Source organism: Actinokineospora terrae, assembly GCF_900111175.1.
Classification (GTDB): Bacteria; Actinomycetota; Actinomycetes; order Mycobacteriales; family Pseudonocardiaceae; genus Actinokineospora; species Actinokineospora terrae.
On the sequence record NZ_FOGI01000015.1, the window covers coordinates 73,255 to 95,403 of the forward strand.

The 22,149-nt window shown below is 65.5% G+C and carries 18 protein-coding genes; 4 read left to right on the forward strand and 14 right to left on the reverse strand.

What is annotated here, in order from left to right:
• The first annotated feature begins 45 nt into the window (after window positions 1–45).
• Window positions 46–924, forward strand: a complete 879-nt coding sequence (locus tag BMY07_RS29125; RefSeq protein ID WP_092785724.1) for an aminoglycoside phosphotransferase family protein — start codon at window positions 46–48, stop codon at window positions 922–924.
• Window positions 925–1,294: 370 nt separating this feature from the next.
• Here BMY07_RS29125 and BMY07_RS33930 read toward each other — a convergent pair whose 3' ends face one another.
• The 4 genes from BMY07_RS33930 to BMY07_RS33935 all read right to left on the reverse strand — a co-directional run bounded on the left by BMY07_RS33930 (window position 1,295) and on the right by BMY07_RS33935 (window position 6,305).
• Complete coding sequence (locus tag BMY07_RS33930) at window positions 1,295–2,128, reverse strand: hypothetical protein (RefSeq protein ID WP_143073697.1); 834 nt, start codon at window positions 2,126–2,128, stop codon at window positions 1,295–1,297.
• A gap of 512 nt (window positions 2,129–2,640) precedes the next feature.
• Window positions 2,641–4,686 carry a DUF8189 domain-containing protein gene (locus BMY07_RS29135; protein ID WP_143073698.1) on the reverse strand — a complete coding sequence of 682 codons (2,046 nt, stop codon included), beginning with the start codon at window positions 4,684–4,686 and terminating at the stop codon, window positions 2,641–2,643.
• 176 nt (window positions 4,687–4,862) lie between these two features.
• Window positions 4,863–5,870: a terpene synthase family protein gene (locus BMY07_RS29140; RefSeq protein ID WP_092785730.1), complete on the reverse strand. Its 1,008-nt coding sequence runs from the start codon at window positions 5,868–5,870 to the stop codon at window positions 4,863–4,865.
• Between the two features lie 156 nt (window positions 5,871–6,026).
• On the reverse strand, window positions 6,027–6,305 hold the full coding sequence (locus BMY07_RS33935) for a hypothetical protein (RefSeq protein ID WP_143073699.1): 279 nt from the start codon (window positions 6,303–6,305) through the stop codon (window positions 6,027–6,029).
• 68 nt (window positions 6,306–6,373) lie between these two features.
• On the opposite strand from BMY07_RS33935, the gene BMY07_RS29145 reads away from it, so the two are divergent.
• The 3 genes from BMY07_RS29145 to BMY07_RS34640 all read left to right on the forward strand — a co-directional run bounded on the left by BMY07_RS29145 (window position 6,374) and on the right by BMY07_RS34640 (window position 10,753).
• Window positions 6,374–9,544 carry a hypothetical protein gene (locus tag BMY07_RS29145; protein ID WP_177215865.1) on the forward strand — a complete coding sequence of 1,057 codons (3,171 nt, stop codon included), beginning with the start codon at window positions 6,374–6,376 and terminating at the stop codon, window positions 9,542–9,544.
• Window positions 9,545–10,336: 792 nt separating this feature from the next.
• Entirely contained in the window at window positions 10,337–10,504 is a 168-nt protein-coding gene (locus BMY07_RS33940) for a response regulator (RefSeq protein ID WP_177215866.1), read from the forward strand.
• A gap of 72 nt (window positions 10,505–10,576) precedes the next feature.
• Window positions 10,577–10,753, forward strand: coding sequence for a hypothetical protein (locus tag BMY07_RS34640; RefSeq protein WP_177215867.1), 177 nt, complete (start codon window positions 10,577–10,579; stop codon window positions 10,751–10,753).
• Between the two features lie 725 nt (window positions 10,754–11,478).
• Here the strand turns inward: BMY07_RS34640 and BMY07_RS34645 are convergent.
• The 10 genes from BMY07_RS34645 to BMY07_RS29190 all read right to left on the reverse strand — a co-directional run bounded on the left by BMY07_RS34645 (window position 11,479) and on the right by BMY07_RS29190 (window position 22,115).
• Window positions 11,479–11,649 (reverse strand): hypothetical protein, encoded by a 171-nt coding sequence (locus BMY07_RS34645; RefSeq protein ID WP_177215868.1) that lies wholly within the window; start codon window positions 11,647–11,649, stop codon window positions 11,479–11,481.
• Window positions 11,650–11,870: 221 nt separating this feature from the next.
• Complete coding sequence (locus tag BMY07_RS34650) at window positions 11,871–12,020, reverse strand: hypothetical protein (protein WP_177215869.1); 150 nt, start codon at window positions 12,018–12,020, stop codon at window positions 11,871–11,873.
• Window positions 12,007–12,678: a hypothetical protein gene (locus BMY07_RS29155; protein ID WP_092785734.1), complete on the reverse strand. Its 672-nt coding sequence runs from the start codon at window positions 12,676–12,678 to the stop codon at window positions 12,007–12,009. Before BMY07_RS29155 ends, BMY07_RS34650 begins: the two co-directional genes overlap by 14 nt.
• Complete coding sequence (locus BMY07_RS29160) at window positions 12,675–13,406, reverse strand: hypothetical protein (protein ID WP_143073701.1); 732 nt, start codon at window positions 13,404–13,406, stop codon at window positions 12,675–12,677. Before BMY07_RS29160 ends, BMY07_RS29155 begins: the two co-directional genes overlap by 4 nt.
• Before the next feature lie 17 nt (window positions 13,407–13,423).
• Window positions 13,424–14,266, reverse strand: coding sequence for a Scr1 family TA system antitoxin-like transcriptional regulator (locus BMY07_RS29165; RefSeq protein WP_143073702.1), 843 nt, complete (start codon window positions 14,264–14,266; stop codon window positions 13,424–13,426).
• Complete coding sequence (locus BMY07_RS29170) at window positions 14,263–14,871, reverse strand: AAA family ATPase (protein ID WP_177215870.1); 609 nt, start codon at window positions 14,869–14,871, stop codon at window positions 14,263–14,265. Before BMY07_RS29170 ends, BMY07_RS29165 begins: the two co-directional genes overlap by 4 nt.
• A complete protein-coding gene (locus BMY07_RS29175) occupies window positions 14,868–15,473 on the reverse strand; it encodes a 3'-5' exonuclease (RefSeq protein WP_092785742.1) in 606 nt (201 codons plus the stop codon). Before BMY07_RS29175 ends, BMY07_RS29170 begins: the two co-directional genes overlap by 4 nt.
• A gap of 128 nt (window positions 15,474–15,601) precedes the next feature.
• Complete coding sequence (locus BMY07_RS29180) at window positions 15,602–17,728, reverse strand: thiopeptide-type bacteriocin biosynthesis protein (protein WP_218150834.1); 2,127 nt, start codon at window positions 17,726–17,728, stop codon at window positions 15,602–15,604.
• Between the two features lie 62 nt (window positions 17,729–17,790).
• Window positions 17,791–19,032, reverse strand: coding sequence for a lanthionine synthetase C family protein (locus BMY07_RS29185; protein ID WP_218150821.1), 1,242 nt, complete (start codon window positions 19,030–19,032; stop codon window positions 17,791–17,793).
• Window positions 19,032–22,115, reverse strand: a complete 3,084-nt coding sequence (locus tag BMY07_RS29190; protein ID WP_218150822.1) for a lantibiotic dehydratase — start codon at window positions 22,113–22,115, stop codon at window positions 19,032–19,034. Before BMY07_RS29190 ends, BMY07_RS29185 begins: the two co-directional genes overlap by 1 nt.
• Between the last annotated feature and the right edge of the window lie 34 nt (window positions 22,116–22,149).

Here is a 22,149-nt window from a genome sequence, read left to right on the forward strand (position 1 = left end):
CCGGCTCCTTCGCCCTGTCCACTCACAGCGAAGGAGGATCCAGCCGTGCCCATCCCCGTGCCTGACGCTCTTGCCGCGTACTACGCGAAACAGAGCCCTGAACACCTGCCGTGGCTGCGCGCCCTGCCCACACTGGCCGACACAATGCTCGAGCAGTGGTCCCTGAAGGTAGACGGCCCCGCACGCCACGGCATGGTCGCTCTGGTAATCCCCGTCGTCCGTCCCGACAGGACACCCGCCGTCCTGAAACTCCAACCCCGCGACGAGGAAAACGACGGCGAGCCACTTGCGTTGCGACACTGGGCAGGCACCGCAGCAGTACACCTACTAGACCACGACGAACCAACCGGCTCCATGCTCCTAGAACGCCTCGACGCCTCACGCCCCCTGAGCGCCCTCCCAGCATCAGAGGGCATCGCCGTCATCGCAGACCTTCTATCCCGCCTACACGTCCCCGCCCCACCAGGAATCCGCACCCTAACCGACATCGCCACCGCAATGCTCACCGAGCGACCCCTGCTAAACCGCCTAACCAACCCCACCGAACGCACCCTGGCCATAGCCTGCGCCGACGCAACCGCCGCAGCCATCAGCGAACCCGGCAACCGCCTACTCCACTGGGACCTCCACTACGACAACGTCCTCGCCAGCTCCCGCACCCCCTGGCTAGCCATCGACCCCAAACCCATCTCCGGCCACCCCGCCTTCGACCTAATGCCCTCCCTAGACAACGCCTACCTCACCCCCACCGCCCTACTCCACCGCTTTGACCACCTAACCGAATCCCTCTCCCTAGACCGCCCCACCGCCACCGCCTGGACCCTAGCCCGCACTCTCCAAAACACCCTCTGGTCCCTCCACGACGGCGAAACCACCCTCCACCCAATCCAGGCCACCATCGCCCACACCTTGCTCTCCCGCTGACCACTACCGTGTCAAGGTAGTTCCGTGCTGCGCTGACCAGGGGAAACGTAGCTCTCTCCTGGTCAGCGGCACCAGTTGCCACCCGTAGGTCCAGGGTGTGTCGCGTTGTGACGCGTTCCGATCGCCACGGTATCGCCATATGATCTTGCTCGGACACTCGCCAGGTCGATTCCGAGGATTGTCACGTTGAGCAATGACTGGTCCTGGCCTAAGTGGGGTCGACCCGGCTGGTCGTGTGCGTTGGACACCAACGCCGGTACCCTCGACCCCGACTCTGGTACCAAGTGCTGTTCGCTCAAGGTCGCGCCGTGTGCCTACGGTTTGACGGTCAGGAGTGTGGGTTCAGCTCTGCGACTCAGGCATCCAACGCTCAAGGCGACGCTTCGCCCTCATTCGAGGCGGTGCGGGTGAGCGGCGGGCCGCCTGGAGTGTCTGCGTTCGCGATCAGCTCTACGGACAAGACGTCGTGAGGTTGAACGGGCTTGTTCTGGCCGCTGTAGGCGTAGAGAATGGACTGCGGTGGCGCGTCGCCGTGGATGTGGGCGTAGACGTACCAGAAGGCTGCTTGGTATGCGTGCTCTTCGTTCGCCGAGGTGCGGAACTTGACCACGCATGGCGTGGTCGCCTCGGTATAGCGTTCGATCAGGTTGAAGTCGCAGGTGCGAGCGATATCTTGGACTATCTCAGGCACGGCGAGGTAGTCGTGCCGCTCTGGTGATGGTGTCAGATGCAGCTCGCGGATGAGGTGTGCGTACGGTCCCGCATGGATTCCCGGGTCTCTGGTCTTGAGTCGATACTGCCATCCACCGTGGCCGCCCGCCGTAGTGGTTTCGATTGCTCGCCGGTGCGCCTCCCACTCACTTCTGGTCACTATGTGGCCAATCAGGCTGTGCAGTGATGTCCATAACTCATCCAGCACGTCCGTTAGCGGGAGTACTCCGCGAACCGAGAATCCGCCCGAGTCGAAAGTTCGGGTACCGTGAAAGAAATAAGTCCCGGCGAACTGCGGTGTTCCGCGCACTCCCAGATCTTTCAGGATTTTCGCAAGGATCCTTTCTTCGAGATACGGTGCGTCGTAGTCGCGAACTCGGCAGGACTTGATCGCGAGGAGCAATTCGTGATCCTCGACCCGGAACGCCGTGGAGAGCGATCGAACGGCCGACTGGGGGTCGTGGCAATCGAGGAAGGTGCTGCTGGTGCTCACGTTCGATCCCGTCGAGTGCGCTTGGAGGCAGGCAGCTGGCCAGTGTAGACGCTTGGCGATCTTGCACCGAGGATGACCGGCGTGGCCACAGTCCACGACTCCGCGATGTTCAACGAGTTTGGTCATGCCGACTCCTCGCGGCCTCCGCGAGGTACAGCAAGGGGCGGGACACTCCGCCGAGACGGAAGTCATGAGCCGCCCTTGTGCACAGGGCGAGGGCGGCCGCCGGATCAGCCGAGACCACGACAAGCAGTTCGACTACGAGCGATGGCTCAAAGGCCAGGAGCATTGACTTGCCAGAAATGGTCCACCCAACTCAACCGAGCCGTGGGATTGCCCCACGCAACACGTGTTGCCGCGCCGTGCTGACCTCGTGAAGGACGCAGTACCCGCGAGGGCCTCGACCCGGCCGGTAGGCGCGCGTTTCGACGCGGCGTAGCCCGGTCGACACGCCACCGGCCAGTAGCCCGGGGCCGTACCGGCCGTCGCGGCAGGCCCCGGGCTTGCCTGGGTCAGCTGATGTAAGCGGCGAAGAGTGTGGTGTGGAACGGGCCGAGGCCGGGTGCGAGCGGGCTGGTGGCGTTGAGGGCGGTGAAGGTGTTCCAGCGGGTGCCGTCGTAGCGGCTCCAATGCAGGTTGCGGTTGGCGCCTGCACCGCGGACCAGGCAGTGCAGTGTGCCGTTGGCCGCGGCCAGGGCCGGGGCGTGGTCGGTGCTGCCCGAGGGCAGGGCGGTGTAGCCGCTCCAGTTGGTGCCGTCGAAGGTGTTCCAGTACAGCGTGCCGGTGGTGCCGCTGCCGCGGTGCACGATGTGCAGCTTGTCGCCGAACGCGGCCACCGCCGGGGAGGTCGGGCTGGCCGCTCCGCCGAGCAATGCGGTGAAGCCGGACCAGCGGGTGCCGTCGAAGCTGTTGATGAACAGGGTCTGGTTGGCGCCCGCGCCGCGGACGAGGCAGTAGAGCTTGCCATTGAGGGCAGCCAATGCCGGAGAGTGGTCGGTGGCGCCGGAGGGGAAGGCGGCGGGAGTGCTCCAGCGGGTGCCATCGAAGGTGTTCCAGTACAGCGTGCCAGTGGCGCCGCTACCCCGGTGCACGGCGTAGAGCTTGTCGCCCAGCACCGCCAGGGCGGGGGCGACGGTGCTGGTGTGGGAGAGCTGGGTGAACGTGCACCAACCGTTGCCGTCGAATGACGACCAGTGCAGGTTCAGGTTCGCGCCGCCGCCGCGGACCAGGCAGTGGATCTTGCCGTTGTAGGCGGCCAGGGCCGGAGTGTGGCCGGTGCTGCCCGAGGGGAACGCCCCGCTGCTGCCCCAGACGCCAGCCGAGTCCAGGGAGATGTAGCGCAGGCCGCTTCCGGTGTCGACGATGGGGTTGGTTCGCAGGAACAGGTTGTGGCGGCCACCGCCACCGCCGTCGAACAGCAGCGCGAACTCGCGATTGGGGCGGGCGCTGAGCGCAACCAGGGCGGCGCGGTCGTAGCCGAAGGAGCGCTCCACGACCAGGTCGTCGTCGTTGGTCAGCCAGCCCAGGATCGCGTTGAGCAGCCCGGCGCCGATCGCGAGGAACGCCGCCCACCCGGCGGCCTTCTTGCTCTCGTTGTCACCGGCTTCGGCGATCCTGACCGACAAGTCCAACGCCGCTTCGGCGAAGTCCCCAAGCGCGGCGCGCAGCGAGTTGTAGAACCCGCCGCTGCTGTCGTCGGCCTCCCAGCATTGCACCTCGCACGAAACGTAGTGCTCGACCGAGCCGTTGAACAGGAACGTGTTGGCATCGAAGGTGTGCCAGTCGCCGGTGGAGGTCGCCCCGTATTCCCGGGTCTTGTGCGAGGTCTTGGCCCGACCGTCGCTGCCCGAGGCCAGAGCCCAGTAGATCTCGTCCCGGGTCGCCTCGCCCGACTCCCTCTGACAGTGGAAGGCGTGCATCCGCAACTGCACCGGCAACGCCGCGGTGGTCCCCGCGCCGGGGGTCTGCCGTCCAGGGGCGCCAGTGAGGATCGTGGTGCCGCGCCCGTACTCGACCAGTGCCGCCGCGAACTCCTCGTCGTCGATCTGAGCGTCCTCGTCCAGCGCGGTCACGTCGACGACCCGGACGTTGGGCTGCGCGATGACGTGCTCCTCGATCGCGGGTAGCGCCGCCCGCAGGTCCTCCAGGCCGTACCCGGTTTCCGGCGGCACAGCGGTGATCGACTCGGGTAGAACGTCGACCGGGCCCCGCGCCACCGCATCGCGGTAGGCCCCGCCGAACGCCGCCAACTCGTCGGCGGGCAGGTACGCGCCGACGAGGTCGAGCAGTCGCTGCTCCAGATCAGTCGGCTCCAACCCCCGAGCCCGCCGGTCGGCCGCGTGCAGCAACGCCCCCACCAGGACATTGGCCGGTCGGTTCATCCGCAACCGCCGCGCCGCACGCGAGTGCGACCTCGTTCCGGACAGCATCGCCTCCACCTTGGCCAGACGCTGCTCCGGCGTCAACGACCCGGTCAACGGCCCGGCAGGCCGCTCGGACGTCGACTGCTCGGGAATCGCTGTAGTGGTGACCGGGGTTTTCGAGGTCGGCGCAGTCACAACGCACCACACCCTTCCGAGATCGAGGCATGGATCCGGCACCCACGCACCTTCCACGTAACCAGCGAGATGCTCTCCGTAGCCACGGTGTCACTCGATCGTGTAAGTCGGGCTCGTCGTCTTCGCCGTGGGGTCCGCTGCCCGCCTGCCGTCGGCTCGCGCCCGGGCGCCCCGGGTCACGGGTCGCCTAGGACGTGGTCGAAGTAGCTGGGGTCCGAGGTCGGCAGGGACTGCGAGGCGGTGCTGTAGCGCGACGTTTCGGTCTCCCAGACGTGGTAGCCGCTGATCCAGGCGGCCATGACCTCGACGTACATGTCCACGTCGGCTCGCTGCGGGCCGGTCAGTGCCAGTTGGGAGCACAGGGCGGGCACTTCGAGGGCGAGTTGCTGGAAGCGGGCACAGCGCCGGTGGACCTCCCCTTGGACGGCGGCGACGGCCTCGTCTCGGGTGCAGTGCCGGGTGTGTTCGGTGACCAGGACGAGGTTGTCCATGTCGCCGCGTGCTTCCTCCTTCTCCAGGGAGTACACGTCGTTGCACATGAAGGTGATGTCGACGGAGATCTCGCGCATGACCCGCAGTCGCGGGCTGTGGAACGCCGCCGGTGTCACGGTAATGCCCGCGGCGCGTTCACCCAGCGATATCGGCAGTGCGGTGCCTGCGATGCCCCGGCGGACCTGGAGGTACTGCTCGACGTCCCCCGGTGTGCCGCGCAGCCGGTTGATCGCCTCGTGGGTGTGGGCGGCGAAGTAGTACTCCCACTCGTGGGCCACCCGCGCCGACCACCCCGGAGCCGCGCCGTCGGTGCTGCGGCGCCACAGGTCGGCGAACGCGGACGAGCACGGGTCGTGGCCGGGCTGGGCGCCGTGGACGATGTCGATCAGGCGCTGGCACACCCGCGCCACCTGGTCGGGCGCACGTCCCAGCGGACCGTCGAACTGGTCGTCGAAGACGAAGAAGAAAGCCATCGCGTCGGTGCACAGGTCCAACCCCGGACCGGTGGCGTCGGGGAAGCCGTATGCGGCCAGCAAGGGCAGGTCCCACGACGAATACCACCGCACCGACCGCTCATCACCGCCCACCAACCCGTGTTCGCGCACCCAGTCGAGGTTGCGTAAGCGGGCGGCTTCCCGGTGCGGGTTGACCCGCACCGGGAAGGGCAGTTCGAAGACGGTGTCCTGTGGCATCGAGGTCCCCTTACGGACGGCCGTACGGTGATCCCGAAGACTAGGTCCGGACGGCCCGGGACTACCTGGTTCCTCCGGGTGACGTGCCTCCCGTAGCCGTCAAGCAGCGATCGGGAGTTCACCGACCTGCCGCCAGCGGTGCCCGAATGCCTGCGGTCAACAACTCGGTGGGTCATCCAGCCCGATCGGACAGCTCGGAAACACCCAGCCACCACCGCGGTCCCTGTCCAGCCGCGTCAGCGCGCGGGCCGTGCGCACGGTGAACTTCGCCCAAGCAGGCAAGTTCCCGCATTCGGCGTCGGCGAAGCCGATCACCTCCAGATCGGCACCCGTCCAGGTCTCGTGAGGTGCGGGATCACTCGCAGCACTTGCTCGCTCGGCGATGTCGGTCGCCCAGTCGTCCCACCCTGCCGCGACGCCGGACGGTCCATTCATCAGCGAAGGTCCTTGTATCTGGCGGCGTGTCGCTTTCGATCATGCCGAAGACAGTGGACTATGCACTCATGGCTTCCGATGACGCGAGCGACGTACTTCCAACTGCGGTGGTGGCGCAGTTGGAACTGATCCTCGGCGAGCAGGGTCGGCGCGTGATGGAGTGCCTTGAGACTGCGGCAGAGTTGCTCAAGCTAGGTGCAGACGGCGCAAAGGGATTGCGTTTCGCGGAAAGCGCTGCGTTCAACGTCCGGGTAGCGTTGGAGTCCGTCGTGAAGGGGCAGACTGCGACCCCGGGCGGCTTGCCGGTGATCCGCCAGGCGTGGGAGGCGTACCAGGCAGCGGCGGCCATGTCGGAGGCAAGTGTACCCGAGGCCAGATCCCGATTCGACGAGGTCGTCCGCGACCAAATAGAGAGGTCTGACAGAAGCACCCTCCGCGACAACCAGTTGTTGACATTCCTTGTCAGGCGCAGCGGACTTGGGCCGTTGCGCACCAGGCAAGACCCCGTCGGCGAATTCAGCAAACTGCGTGAATCGGCCAGTGACGCAGTACATGACCATATGGGACTGGCCGAGGCGGTCACTCTATTCGACCGGGCCGTCTCGTGGTTTGTTCGTATGTTCATGCCCCCGGATGCCATGATGGCCAAGATCATTAAGTTGGCTGATCAACCGTGGCACGGCAATGAGCAGGTCTTGGAACTGGAGCGGACGATCGTCCACGGACATCACCTGCGACTATTCTTCAGCCGCGTCGCTGATCCAGCCTGGTTGGTACCCCTGCACGCGGCCAGGTTGGTGCGCGTACCTGACCCCTCCGAATTGTGGCCGGCGTCAGGGCTCCTGGAAGGACTCGGCTCCACAGATCCAGCCGCAGTGGCCGACCTGCTGGCGCTCGTACTGGTTGATACGAAGACGCTGAGTAAGTCTGATCGCTCTTCACCCCAGTTCGAAGTGCTACGGGTCGCTTCGCAACTCGGCCCCTGTGGCTATGACCTGATCGCCCAGATAGCGCGCCAGCAGCCACAACACCGTGGCGTGCAGTCTCTTGCTGCCTACGCCGCCCGGAAAGCCGGCCCTTCCGACCCGTTCGTAGCGTCGGTCGTCCAGACCGTCGTCACGGGGAAGGCGACAGATCGTCACCCTCACGCGCGATCCCTGCTCGACCATCTCGTCGCCGGTCTGACCGCGGACAACATGGATCAGCGCATCCGCATGCTGGCGGGCAAGACGCGCTCGATCGCCACGACACTAGCCGTAACTCTGGATCGGGCCTCCTTGGTCAGCGATCTGGAACGAGAGAATCGGCTGGGTGTGGTCCTGGTGTACGCACTGGCGCGTGCGCTGAGCAAGGCCACGGAGCTGGGCGTATCAGTCACCGACCAACTCGCGTGGATCAACACGATCACAGGTGAAGTCGGTAGCCGTCTCACATGCCGCGTTCTGGCCAGCGGCACCACTGCGCACCTGCCCGCGATGGTCGACCACATCGCCCGGCGGCTCGCCTCCGTGGAGCCAACAGGTGACGACCGTGACCTCGTAGTCCGGGTTCTCGCTCTTGATCCAGACCCTGAGTACTCCGGCCCCTGGATTGATGCGCTCGGGTCGCCGTCGTCAGCGATCGACACCGACGAGCGACCGCCAGACGACTGGATTCGAGGGTGGCGTTGGGCGTCCATCCTTCCCGAGACCGTGCTCGGCGCGTGGAGTGATGTGCTGGCCCGGATGACCTCGCAGTTCGGAACCCTCGACAACTCCGAGTTCGACAAGCGGGCGCGGCTGTGGAGCTACGCAGGATCGGCATACAGCAGCGACGCACTGGGACAACTTCCCGTGCTGGAGGCGGCCGATCAGGTCGCCGCGTGGCGCCCCGACCCCAGTGCCGGCTGGCAACAGAACAGCGCCCGCGAACTCGCACGCGCGCTGGAGACCACTGTTACCGCAGCGCCGACGGCGTGGGCCGAGGACGCGGTCACAGTTGTCGATCACCTGCGAGAGCCGGTGTACGTACTCCACTACTTCCTGGCGCTCGCGGCTCAAGCAGCGGCCGTCACAGGCCAGGCGGCCGTGATCTTTGCCGCAGCCGAACATGCCCGAAGCCAACGGTGGCCCCCGACCCTGCTCGGGAACGACAACTTCGACTACGAACCTGACTGGCACAACGTCGACCTGGCTACCGTCGAGCTCGCCGCAGCCCTGGCCCGCACCAACGCCGCCTTGTCAGGTCACCTCGACACCGCCTGGGACTGGACCCTCGAACTCATCAGCTTCACGTCCACCGACGATGACCCCGTGGAAGGCCGCGACGTCCTGCACGCCGCCATCAACAACCCGTCAGGACGAGCGGTGCAAGCCGCCCTCGCGATCGCGGATTGGGAAGCGCGCAACCTCACCACCATCAGGACCGCGTTCACTCACGTCCTTGACGACATACTCGAACTGCAGGGCCAACGGGCAGCGGAATACCGTGCCGTACTGGCCCTGCACCGACTGCTCTTGGAGCGCCTGGCGCGACCATGGCTGGAAACCAACGCAGCGCCGTTGTTCGCCACTGATCGACTCGGCCGCACGACACTCGAAACCACGCTGACCTACTCGCAGCCGTCAGACTGGTTCCTCCAGCGGTTCCGCAACAGGCTCGTCACCGCAGCACGCGAAGGCGTCGACCGTGCGACAACCTGGCTCCTGGTCGGAATGCTCCACCAGCAGGACGGATACACCGGCGAAGCACTCATCGACCTACTGCGCAGCCATCCACCAGCACTGACCTCCGCCGCCGAGCACGTCGCCTCACTGGTCAACGACGACAACGTCGACCAAGAAGTTCTCGACACCGCCGTGCGCTTCTGGCAGCTCCTACTCGACTCCGACCGGACCGTTGTCCCTGCCCAGGTCGTTCGCGCGTCCGGGCGCTGGGCCTTGGTGGCGGCCCTTCCCAATGAAATCTGGGCACACCTCACCCATCAGACCCTGAACATCACGGCAGGAGCCATCGACTGGCCGATCGAGGTAGCCGAACGCGCACGCGACAGTCGCACCTCCGTCTACTGCACTCGCATCCTGTATGCCCTCCTGGCAAACGGCGAACGCTGGGAACAACACCACGTGGCCAACGTGGCAGTCGACACCCTCCGCCTCATCACCGCAGACAACGGCCTGATCGACGAGCACTTCCTACGACTACGCACGGCGCTCATCGAACGCGGCCACCACGACGCGGAAGATACGGGCCCACCCTGACCAGCCCCGAGTAAGCAGCACTTGCGCGGGGATCAACGCGCGGAACGCGCTCAACGCGAGCCGGATCGACACATTCGGACGCTCCGGCCGGGGAGAACTTGCGTCTCCATCGCGGACAACGAACCTAGCCGGGGTCGCTCAACCCAGTTTGTCCGCCAGTCGCTCCAGGTCGCCGACGGCGACGTTGCCCGCGCCGTTGATCAATCCGGCGATCCGGTCCTGTGTGGTCTCGATCGTTGGGCGAGGACACCACCGTCCACGCGCTCGAACCCGAACGCCTCCCGCACGGAGCAGGCCCGGCGATGCGCTGCCTGGAATCGGGGCGGAGCAGCGTCAACCCAAAGATCGGGCTGCCACGGTCGTTGCGGCCCCCACGGGCTCGTGTCCGCACCGGGCGGTCACCGGAATCGTGTTGTCGTGAGTGTTCCGCCTGCTCGGTCGATCTTCCCCATCGGCCGAGGAGGCGGAACGGCCCAGAGCATAGCCACCTATCGAACGTATGTTCAACTCGGGCGGGTGGATTGTGCTGTGACCTGGGTGACCGGTGCGTGACGGTATGCCGCCGGCGCGGATGCTCGGGTGTCGAGCGGAGTGCGAGGCGTGGCACGATTCCCCGGCGACGGGCCCAGTCCCTGCCTGTCCGTGATGTGAGAAGTGCGCATGACCGATCACACAGCGCGTGGCGATCCACCGACGCTCCGCCCGCGCCGATCGACGTGTTGGTCGTGGAGGACTACGCCGGTGATGTGGTGATGATCCGCGAGGCGTTCGAGGCGCGCGCAGCGCAGCAGGTTGCACGTCGTCAACGACGGGATGGACGCGGTGGCCTTCCTGCGCCGCGAGGGGAGCTTCCGCGACGCGCCGAGACCCCAGTTGATCCTCCTCGACCTGAACATGCCGTGCATGGGCGGCCGCGAGGTCCTCGCAGAGATCAGGCCGACCCTGACCTGGCTCCGGTGAACACCACACCACCGCCCTGGCCGCGGGCACATCCAAGAGGAAAGTCCTGGCCACTGCCGCGCCGCAAAGGCCATGACGACGAGGAACAGCACGTACGTCTACGACGACCCCACCGGCGACAACCACACCGGCGACGCAAGCTGTGGACCTGTCAGAACCTTCTCCTGGAGCACCATCAGCAACGGGCGCTACGACTCCACCCACGCCAGCTGGGTCTCTACAGACAAGGCCAGCGGCGGCACCTGCTGACTCTGAGGGGAGCCTCCAATGGGGCCGACAGCAAGATCCACTGTCGTGCACCTATGGACGAAGCGGCGGGCAAGGACGCTCCCTGCCGCCGACCTCGACACCAGACAAGCCCCGTGTCCAGACTTCCCATGCGGACGCCGAAGACCAGGGTCAAGACATTGAGATCCCGGTGGGCCAGGAACGATCTAGACCGCCACCGGGAGTGCCGCCGCCGTTTCCACGGCCCGAGTTCACAGCGAGCAGGTGTCCACCCGCCAGCCTAGTCCACTTCGGACCAACTCATCACAGACTCGCCCCATCGGTCCACGTCGTCTGCGGGCTGTCCCTCTGGTTGCTGCTTGGTACTCGGGGACGGGTGTTGTGCAGGATGAGTGCCAGGTCGATTCGGAGTTCGTGGAGGGTGTTGGCGATCTCGGTCATGCGCTGTTCGAGGACTGCCAATCGCGCTGAGAATGGATTGTCCTCATTCGGGGTGGCAGGCGGTGGTGGCGGGGTGTGGCTGTTGAGAACCATGGACAGGTGGTCGGGGTGTAGTTGGAGGGCAGTGGAGAGAGCTTCGAGGGTTCGAGGACTGCGACGGCGCTGGTTGGTGTTGTACTGCAGTTCGCGGACGATGGCTTGGGAGACGAGTGAACGCGTAGCGAGTTCGCGTTGAGTCCAGGCGAGTTCGGTGAGACGTTGGTCGATGCATCGCCCGACCGCTGCCCAGTCTTCGGGTGGCTGACTCACTCGGCTTCCGCTTCAGACGTTGCCTCGGTGCGCCAGGTCATGAGCATGGACTCGGCTCTTGCCGGTAGCTGTCGAGCTTCGCGTCTCAATTGGTCTTGGGCGGCGCGGACGAACTCGGCCATGCGTGTGCGGATGGTGGCGACCACGTCGTCCCAGTTGCCGGTCATGCCGCGGCGGGTGTGAGGTCGTGGTGGTGTCATGGTGTCCAGAGCGTGGGTGCGCGACCGACGACAAGCCATGGTGCCAGCGGTTCGTCTGGGCCTGGGAGGGCAGTGAGGTGGTCGATGACCTCGACCAAGCCGCCCTCGTAGGTCCAGACGAGACCTCCGTCGCGGGTGCTGCGCGCGGCGGCCGCGTCGGTCTGGTGGTGGATGACGAGGAGGTCGATCTAGCCATGAGGCCAGTAGCGGTGGCCGTAGATCTGGGTGATGTGGCCGCCGTTGACTGCGACGTGGAATGTCCAGCCGGTGTCGCGGAGGTCGATGAGGTGTTGGAGTTCTGGGTAGGCGGCGAGAGCTTGGGAGTCAGGTGTTGTCATGGCTGTGCCGGTGGCGGAGTGTGTGGGCCATGCCGGACAGGACACCGATTTCCTCGTCGCCGAGGGTGTCGTAGCCGTGCGGTCCGCCGGGTTCGGTGTCGTTCCATTGCCCTAGCCAGGCGATGGTTCCGGCGAGGTCTAGGTCCGGGCCGCCCATCGTACTGACGAGTTCGGATGCCACTGTGTTGGGCAGTTGCGGGAGGCTGGGGCAGGTGCGGCAGCCCTCGACGACGGTGCCGCGCAGCGCGCCGAGGTTGTGGAAGGTGAGTGTGTGGCGGTGGTAGCCGTGGGTTTTGCGGCAGTGGCTGGTGGGGTCGAGGGCTTCGTTGTAGAGGGCGATGATCAGGGGCCACTGGATCCACCGCAGGTGTGTGTCCGGGGTGGCGTGGTTTTCGAGGCCGGTGGGGTCGAGCGCGTAGCGGCTGGGAGTGGCGTGGCGGGTCAGGGCGCCGTCGGGGGCGATGGATACCCACTGGATGACTTCGTCGGGCTCGGGTCTGTCGAGGATCAGGTCGGGCATGCCGTGGATCCGGATCACGGGCAACTCGACGGTCGCCTGATAGGCGCTCAGGTCAAGCCTGGTGGCTGGGGCGTTGGCGTAGTTGTAGAGCAGTTGGGCCGCGGTGGAGGTGGGGCGGTCGATCACGGTGCTGGTCATGGTTTGTCCTCAGTCGACGTGTCTGGTGTGGTGGGTGGTTGTTTGCTGATCGCGCGTAGCCATTGGGTGTGGGCGAGGGTGAAGTCGTTGAGTGCCAGGAGTCTGCCCATGCCGGATAGGTGACCCGCGCCCCAGGGGGGTAGGACTGGTGAGTCGTGGACGATGCGCAGGGCTTGGGTGATGGCGTTGATGTTGCGCCAGTCGACGATTCCCAGTCGTGTGGAGCGGTTGGCGGTCAGGTGTGACCAGCGGGAGCCGTGGATCAGCAACCGTCGTAGCACTCGTGCCGCCAGTCGTGCCTGAATCCCGTCCGGCCAGCTCATGTCGTCGGGGTCTGGCAGGTCGATCCGGCGCAGGTGTCCTGACACGCGCAGCAGGTCTACCGCCGTGACGTCGGCGTTGTGCCAGTGTTCTCTGCGGGTCAGTCCGCGACTCTGTAGTTGTAGACCGGTGGCTGCGGCGGCCCATTCGAGCAGGCGGCGCAGGCCCCAGCCGTCGAGGTGTGCGAGCCGTGCTTGCTCTCTCACGGTCAATGCTGGCGGCGGTTGCTCGCGGACTACACCCTCGTAGAGGATTTCTGCGTCGAGGTTCGTGTCCAGGATTCGCGCTACATCAGCGTAGTAGTCGGTTTCACCGACGTGGCACAGTCCGATGAGGATGACGGGGTGGGTGTCGGTGCGGGTCCAGGTCTGTACCGCTGTGTGGAGGTTGCCGCCGATGACGCGCATCCCGCGCGAGACCCGGGTCATGCGGAGACCTTGTCGGCGAAGTAGGTCGCCAGGTTTCCGAGCACGGCGAGGGAGTCGGCCACGGTGACGGCGCGCTGCTTGATCGTCTCGATCACGGCCTGGAACCTGTTGATGTCGTCGAGGTAGAGGGTGGTGTCGAGGATGTCGACCTTGACCGTCTTGTAGCCGCCGTCGAGGGCCAGGAGTTGGAACGGGTGGATGTGTTCGTCTATGTCCACCAGGCGGATGGTGACGTCGTCGGAGGCCGCGAGTTGGTAGAGGCACTGGGCCTGGTCATGGGCTGCTTGGTCGCCGTGTCGAAGGTGGTCGAGTGCTGCTCGGCCGATGAGGTACTGCCCGGTGATGGGCTTTGCGGGGCGTCGTTGGGGTGTCAGGTCGGCGGGGATGGTGTGCGGGGAGAACGATGTGGTCGTCGCGGTGAGGCTGCGGATCACGGTGGTGATTGCCCCTGCCAGTGGTGTGGTGGTGTCGCTGACCCACCACTCGCTCTCGTCGTGATCCTGGTTGATGTCGACGAGGGCACGCCGCACGTCCCGGGACGCGAGGCCGACAGCCCAAGCCAGCACCGACAGGTCGCCGTCGGAGAGCGTCCTGCTGCCGTTGAGGAAGCGGGACAGACTGGCCGGGTCGATCCCGCTCGCGTCGGACACTTCCCGCTGGCTGCGACCGGAGTCGACGATGTGGTTCTGGATCAGCTTGCCCATGGCCAAGCCGCGCAAGCTCTGAGTTCGTAGTGACGTGGGCATGTGAGCACTCATGACATCCACAGCTCGGGCAACCCGACCCAGCGGGCTGTCGGAGGCGACGACCGTCGCCACGATGTCTCGCCCCAGTTTCATGACACGCACCCCGCCCCGGTCAGCCGACTGTTGGCGAAGGCCAGTGCTCGGTCCAGTACCGCTTCGTGGCCGTCGGAGTGCAGCTTCTCGTGCGAGTGATCCAGGTCGAGCAGGACCTGAAGGACGTGCTGGTTGGCGAGGGCACGGAAGTCGAGGTCGGGGTCACGGCTTTTGTTGCGGCCCAACGGTAGGTCCGGATCGAGTGTAGTGCGCAAGAGCAGGTCGTACTGCTCGCTGTGGGAGCGCATCATCGACTCCAACGTCATCACGGCAATGGCGTCTGGCTGTTCCTCGCAGTAGGCGAGTGCAGCGCGGTAGTAGCCGAGTGCGTCGGGGACGGCACGGTCGACGAGGACGACGTCGGCGTGCAGCGAGGCTTCCAACTCGTTGCTGATGCCCCGGGTGATGAACCACAGGGTGGAGACGTAGGTGTGGTTGAACAGGGTCGGCAAACCGATCCGCTTCGCCCGTTCACCCAGATCGGCCACAGTGACGATCTGGAAGTTGTTGCGGCACAGTGCGCGGCCGAGACGGGCGAGGAAGATGGACTTACCGGTGGAGTGCGTGCCCAGCACACCGATCGTGACTGGACTCTTGGTCCTCACCACAGGCCCCCCTTGGTGGTGTCGAACTCAGGCAGCACGGCAGCGCGGACGAGGGTGTGCCAGTCCTGCCCGGACGACTCGACCAGGGTGAGCAGTAGCCGTGCGGTCATCCACGAGTCGTAGCCAGCCCGGTGCCGCTGCCCAGCGAACTCGTCGACGGCGAGCCCGGCGTAGGCGATGAGCCGGTCCAGGCCGTAGCCGTCCAGGTCGGGCCAGACGTGCCTGGCCAAGCGGAGGGTATCGAGCACCAACGGCGGTTCCCAACCTGGCAAATGTGCGGCCAAGACACGGTGCTCGATCGAGGCGTTGTGAGCGACGATCACTCGGTCGGCGAGAACCGCTGTGACCCGATCTGCCACTTCGGACCAGGCGGGGCTGCCAGCAACGTCGGCGTTGCTGATCCCGTGGACCTTGCGAGTCACCACCGAGCTGATCGGCATCTCCGGTCGCACCAGCCACGTCGAGACATGCGTCGGGTGTAGCGGCTGGTCCAACGTAAGCACCCCGATCTCGACGATCTGCGGAGGCTGGCCGCCGTTGCCCTCGACATCCACGACGGCAATGCGCTGCCCCGCCAGCTCCCAGGGAATCTTGTAGGTCATGACGGCGCCTTCCTGCGTGTCGGTGGTTCAGGCGATATCGACTCAGCCGTGCCGGTCGGATGATGGAGCTTGGTCAAGTCGTGGACTTGGGTATTCACAGCCTCGGGCTCGAAGGCACGATGGTCTGGCTAGCTACCCACTGTCCTGGAGAGGGCGGCGGCCAGAGCAGACCCAGCAAGCTGGGTGGATGCCGTGAGGTGGTCCAGTAGGGGTGCTGGCATCTCTCCGGCTCCGAGAGCAGCTTTCTGCACGAGCATGCCTAGCGTTTCGGCCTGTTCTCGTGTGGCCCAGGCCGGGAAGTCCGGGTGAGCCTGTACCTCACGCACGACGAACGCGTCGTTGGACCGTTCGGCTTCTTCGATCATCGAGGCGTACAAGAGGGCTGGATCAGCTTGCGCGGCGACAGCGAGGTCTATGGCAGCCAACCTGAGTCGGGCTCGAAACAGGGTCGTGGCCTGGGCCGGAGGCTCGCAGGCGAGCTGGACCGCATTGATCAAGTTGGCGATATCGCCAGGGGCAAGTCGTTGGGCCTTTATCAGCACGTAAGTACGAAGGCAGGCGGCGACGCCGAGTTCCCATGTGGTGCCTGTGGCTGAATCAGCAAGCTGGGTGAGCGCGCTGCCGAACTCACCGTTGACAGCGTGGGCGATGACGCGAGCTTGACGAGCTTCGCGGAGCTGGTCGTCGGCGTCGTCGTACTTCTCGGCGAAGGTCGCCGCTCCTATCCACTGACCTGCGGCGGCGAGAGCGCGGGTGCCTTCGTGGAGTAGCACGTGACGCAACCAAGATTCCACGGACGTAGACATGGACGCGAGTAGCCCGTCGAGGTCAACGTCTTGGCCGTGGATCACCAAAGTCCCACCGTTGTGGAGGGCGGATTTGAGCGCTCCAAGTTCGCGGACTGCACCTTGGGGATCGCCGGAGCGGCTGGTCAGTCTGGCGAGGTTGACCAGCGGTTGGAGTGCGGCGATCGCTGCTGCGCCGGAGAGTGGCGACGCTGAGCGAAAGATCTGGAACTGTTGCCCGCAAAGCTCGATCGCCAGATCGGGCAGGCCACAGTCGGCAGCGATCAGCGCAGACAGGTTCCACACCGCACAAGCGCGCTTGATCTGCTCGTCCGCATCATCTGGTTCGTGGCAGGAGTCTGCACACTCGCGTACTTGGCGCACACGGGTTTCGAGGTCGAGACAGGGGAAGTGACGCTGCGAAACCAGAGGAAATCGGGTAATCGCTCGCTCGACGGCTTCACCGTTTGCGCGGGTCGGCGACGCGTGCGGTCCTACGACCAGTGCACCGGCAAGCCTTTCGGGCTGCATCTCCATCGGCAGGCCCAGGACAGCTGTACGTGCAGCCCAGGCAAGGATGCTCTGTGTGCGAGCAGGTAGCCCGAGTCGGTTCCAATGGAAGATGACCAGGTAGCTCAAGACCTGACGAAGGCCACGTTGCAACGTCCCTGCATGTGCTGCCCTACCCAGGGTGCGACCTGCTCGCCGGAACGCGCCGGCCCAGGCCGCGGATGACGCCAGAGGCCCATCAGCGCGGAGTAGTGGTGCCTCGGGCGAGGTATCTGCGAGCATCAGTTGCTTGAGATCGCCAGCCAGCGCAGTCAGCTTCGCCGCGGACGTGCCGTCGGGCAGGGGACGCTCCTGTGCGACTCGGTGCCAGACGTCGCCTTGCTCGTACCATTCGAGTCCCGCACCGCGCATCAAAGCGTTGCACAGCAGCACAGACAGCTCGCGACGGCCAACCGCCGCACCACCTGTGCTGGCAAGACTCAAGACAGCACTGCTGTCGGCGCAGAACAGCTCGTGTGCTATAGCCATGCCTTCGGCTCCGCCGAACGCGGCGGACTCTGCCTCGTAGACGCCAGACCACCATCGGGCAATCTCGCCCCTCGTGGTCAACGCATCGAGGGCGGCGCCGAGTTCCTCTCGCATCGCGTCGCCATCCCGGCCTGGGTATACGCGTAGTCTCCAGCAGGGGTATTTCCTCATGAACCACCATTTGGTGACAAGACCGTCTCTCTCGGCATGGTTCAGCAAGGGCGCGATAGTGTCGACTGCCGACCGCTCCGCGGCAGTCCAGTCGGCGAACTGGAGGTAGATCTGCCACCAGCCCGCCGCGGCCTGGTGTTCGAGAGCCTGCTGTCCTGCTTGCTGATACACCGTGGCAGCCTCAGCCAGCTCGGTTGGTTCCACGAGCGCATCAAGAGCGACTTGATGCAGAGGGCTTCCGCTCAGCACACGCAGGACCATGCGCTCCACATCCCGAATTGTGGAGGGTTTGTCCGCGTCGCCGCCCATCTCCGCCTGTTGGGCTAGTCGATGAGTAGACATGCGTCCCATCCGGAAGTCGGTGCTGCGGTGTGTGCGGCGGTGTGCAGTGCGAGCGCTGTTCCCGCTGTGCCATCGAGGAAGTTGTGCTCCGAAGCCAGCCCGTTATCAGCGTGATGACCTAGGTTCGCGGCTAGTTGTGGGAGGTGTTCGGCGAGCGCAGGGGTGTCGGCGTCCTGAGCTGAACGCCAAACGGTCTGGTAGAGCCCGGCCCAGCCATGACAAAGCCCCGCGTCGGCGATCCGCGCTTGTTGTGATGTGTCATCGAGACATCCAAGCAACGCACTCTCGTAGTTCAGCTGTCGCTGGAGGTCACCGGTGGCGATGCCAGCGAGTTGACCAGCGCGGGCGATCCCCGGGGTGCCGTAGCACCAGCTTGGCCGGGCCGGTCCTTCTTGGTCGACTCGACGACTCCGCAGTTCGGCCAAGGTGATCCATTCCGGCCACCACGGCCCGGTCCCGCCGTCCTGTCGCCAGTCGTCGAGCCAATCGCAGATCCTGTTGATCGCTTCGTGTTGGCCGGCCACGATGCTGCCCCGTCGCATGGCCTGGCTGAGTAGCGCCAGTGGTCCAGCGATTCCATGGGCCATACCGAAGTTGCCATGGCCGTTCGCGTAGGTGGTGGATTGCCGCCGGTGGGGGTCATGGCTGACCCACCAGCCAGGCACCGCGACGTCCTCAACCGAGCGCGGCTCTGTGAGCGCGACTAGATAGCCAAGCACGTGCTCCATCGCGGTGCTGCCGGGTGCACGGCGGAGTAGCAAGGCCCCGATGCCGCTTAGCCCGAAGAACACGTCGTACTCCCGGAACCCGGGCAACCCGTTCGCCGCGATGCGTTCCAGCGCGGAGGCAGCGCGACGGTGTGCGAGGGCGAGTACGTGTGCGTCGATGTCCGCGAGGGCGTGCTGATAGCGGTCATCAGCACCGGACGCTGCGGCGTCCAGCATGAACGCGATCGCTGGCATCCCGAGATAGAGCCCCGCGTTGTCTGATGCGCTCACTTGACCGGTGACAGCTTCGGTGATCCAGCGGTGTGCCTGTCGCCATGTCCCATCACCGGTGAGGGCGCGTTCGATGTGCAGTAGGGCGACTCCCGCAGCCCCTTTGCTGAGTGACTGGGTGATCCAGGGCTCGTCGTCACCAAGCGACTTGGGTACCGCGATCCCATCGACCAAGCGATGCTCGATCTCCGCCAAGGCTTGGCGGGTGATCGTGGTGGGTTCCACTACATCTCCTCGCGGCGGGCGGCGTCGCGCAGTGCGCAGGCTCGCGCGAGTCTGCCCGTGACGCGCTCAAGCACCGGGTCCACTCCGACCGCGCGAATGTGGTGCAGGTGCAACAGCGATGGCAGAACAGTCAGTGGTGGGCGTTGTTGTCGCAAGACCTCCCTATACGCGGAGAGCGCGACGGCGCGCTTTCTCCAAGCGGTCACGACATCTGCTCCGCCTGGCAGGACTCTGAGGGCCGACCACGTGCCGTGTGGCTCGACCAGGCCGAGTGCTCGATCACGAAGCGTGGGCTCCAGCCGTCCGTGCTCTTGGTGGAGTTCGCGGACCAACCACTCTGTTCCGGCCAGTGACGAGCCGATGAAGGTGGCCGTGAGGTCAACGAAGCTGGCCGCCGCCATGACCTGCGGATGCACTCCGGCGCGAGTAGCTGTGATGATCTGGGCGAGTGCAGCCATCGAGTCGGCTGCGAACACGTCGTAAGCGCGTTCCATCGCGACACCATGGCCGAACCTGCCGGTTTGTGGTTCGTAGGTGGTCAGAGCCAGGCGCGAGAGCAAGTGCTTGTCGCGCAGGGAGTTCGCCCAAGCGGCAATCCGTCGCGCGGCTGCGTCGTAGGCAGACGACTCCGGCAGGCGCAGGTACAGGGCTAGGTACTGGTCAGCGTCAGGACGGCTCATCTGACGATGGCGACGAAACCACCAGCTTGGCGGGGCTTCGCCGAAGGCATGAAGCAATTGGGCGAGGTGATCGGTGAGGATCTCGTCGAAGCGCCCGGGGTGCCCGTAGAGCTGCGCGTAGAGGACGGGTGAGTTGCCAGGCAAGTGACCTGCGTTGGGTGCGACGACCTGCTGCGGAAGAGTGGTCGATGGCTGCCCAGCGGTGTCGGTGGATGCCAGAACCATGGGAACGAGCACCTCATGGGCATGACCTAGCCACGCGAGGTCTTCCGGAGCCGAGGCTTCGCGCAGTTCGAGCTGGCTACTGCGGTTGAGCCTGGAGCGAAGGAGAACTCTGTGCAGCGGGCATCCCAGGTCCACCGGCTGCCTTCGGTCCAGCTCGACCAGCGAGACGTGATCGGGCACCCGCCATTGCCTCCGCCAAGCGTCCAACCCGGCCTCCCAGGTAGCCAGTGGCAGACTGGAGCCTGGAAGGTCTTTGGCGAGGAGTAGCCAGCGTGCTGGGGACAGGACGGTCCGTCGGTATCTCACTCGGGGGAGGTACGGGAGCTTGGCCGCGGCGCCGAAGTGGAAAGCCTTGTACACCGAGGCGCGTGCGGTGGTGATCTCGGCGAGGAACCGGGCCAGCGGTGGGGTGTGAACACCGGCCTCAAGTGCGTGGGTCACGCGTGGCTCTACGCGGCGACCGGTGGAGATCTGGACGAGGTAGAAGCGGCGGTCGTCAGCCGTGACACCGAGGTCTGCCAAGTCGATCTCATCTTCGGACTGCCCATGGTGTTCCGCTAAAGGGATCACGTGTGGCAGCAGTCGTTCGGTCCGCACGACGTTCTCGTTTCGGCGCTTACGTGGTGCGAACACCAACTGGGCGGCAATCGCCCCTGGGGATGCCTTAGCGAAGGTGGCCACCGCCGCCCCACGGCCGTCCTTGGACAACAAGTGCGCATGTCGTCCAGTCATGCTGCTTCCTGGCCTAGGTGTCCCGGTCACGACCAGGGTGAACCGGCCCCGCGTCAGCTCCTCGACGCTGGCGGAGCGGATCTCGACGGCCATCTCCACGCGTCCGGGCAGGTGCAAGTCGGCAGGGTTGCTTGGCGCGAGGTCGCCGATAACCTGATCGGTCAATACGATCTCGTCGGTAGGGCCTTGTGCTGTCCGCTGGATCAGCGTCAGCAACTTGTCGTCGCGTTCGCTTGCTTGACGGGCATCACGCCCGCGTGACGAGCCCAGGTAGCTGGCGGGGAGCCCAAGTCCGCTGTCGGCAACCAGTTCCAGGACGGGAACGAGTGCGCCGATCCCGTAGCGTGCGCGAAACCGGAAGTGGTAGTCGCGCCAGGCCGGATACCCCAACGGAAATGGGGAGAGACGGTGCAGGACGTGGACGGCGTCGCGGACCTCGCGAACCACTTGATCGGGTAGCTCGACGTTGCAGTCCAGGGCGGTGTCAGCAAGGAGGGGCATGTCCGCAATCGCACTCAACCTGCGCATCCTGTTGATGAGCGCGATGTCATGCACCGAGGCAACAGGGTCGACAACCACGAGCAGCTGATGGATTGCCGCGATCTCGTGCACCGTCGCGGCGATCTCAACGACTTCCTTGGCATCAATGACTTCCAGCTCGGCTTGGACGTAGCCGAGAGTGTCCACACAGTCCATCGGCGGCGACAAGCTGCTGATCAGGATTCCTTGGTCGACAAGCCCGGCCAGCATGTTGTGCACCTGGCCTGCGCTGGCTTTGGGGAACTGCTTGATGAGCAGGTCACGAAGTTCGCTGAAGCGCAAGGGTTTCCGGGCAGCAACCAACGCGGCCTGGATCGGTCGAGTCAGCCTGACGGATATCTCGATCGGCGCCAGATCGTGTCCGGAGCCGTCAGGCACCGGACCGGGTGCGACGAATCGGTCACCGCGATGACTGCCTGCGTTGTTGACGACAACGGATAGACGCTCTAGCAAGGGCGCACATCGGTGGAGATTGGCGACGACATCGCCGAGCCAGGCCGCGTCCGCACGGATGGCGACGCGATGAGCTGTGCCCCAACGCACTTTGGCCGTGGTACCGATCTGCGCCGAACTTACCCCTGCAAAGAGCCCGAACGGGGTTGCGCGTTGCTTCCATCGAAGGAGGTACGACGCCAACGAGATGACGACTCGGCGAAGCGCTTTGGATTCTTGGCTCCCAGCCGCGACCATCTCGTCGATCTGCCGGGAGAGGGCCGGGCTGGCATAGGTCACGGCGGAGCGGATTTCTGCCCGTTGCCACTGTGCCGCCAACCATCCCAGGCTGCGGATGGCGCTATCGCCCATCAGGTCGTGAACGTCAGGCATGTCCAACTCGCCCTGATACGTGCTGGCGCGCAGCACAGCCGTCTGGCCAGGCACGTAGGACGCCGATGTTCTGGATGCCACTTCTCACCTCCTGTGACGGGCGACCGAGGGGTGC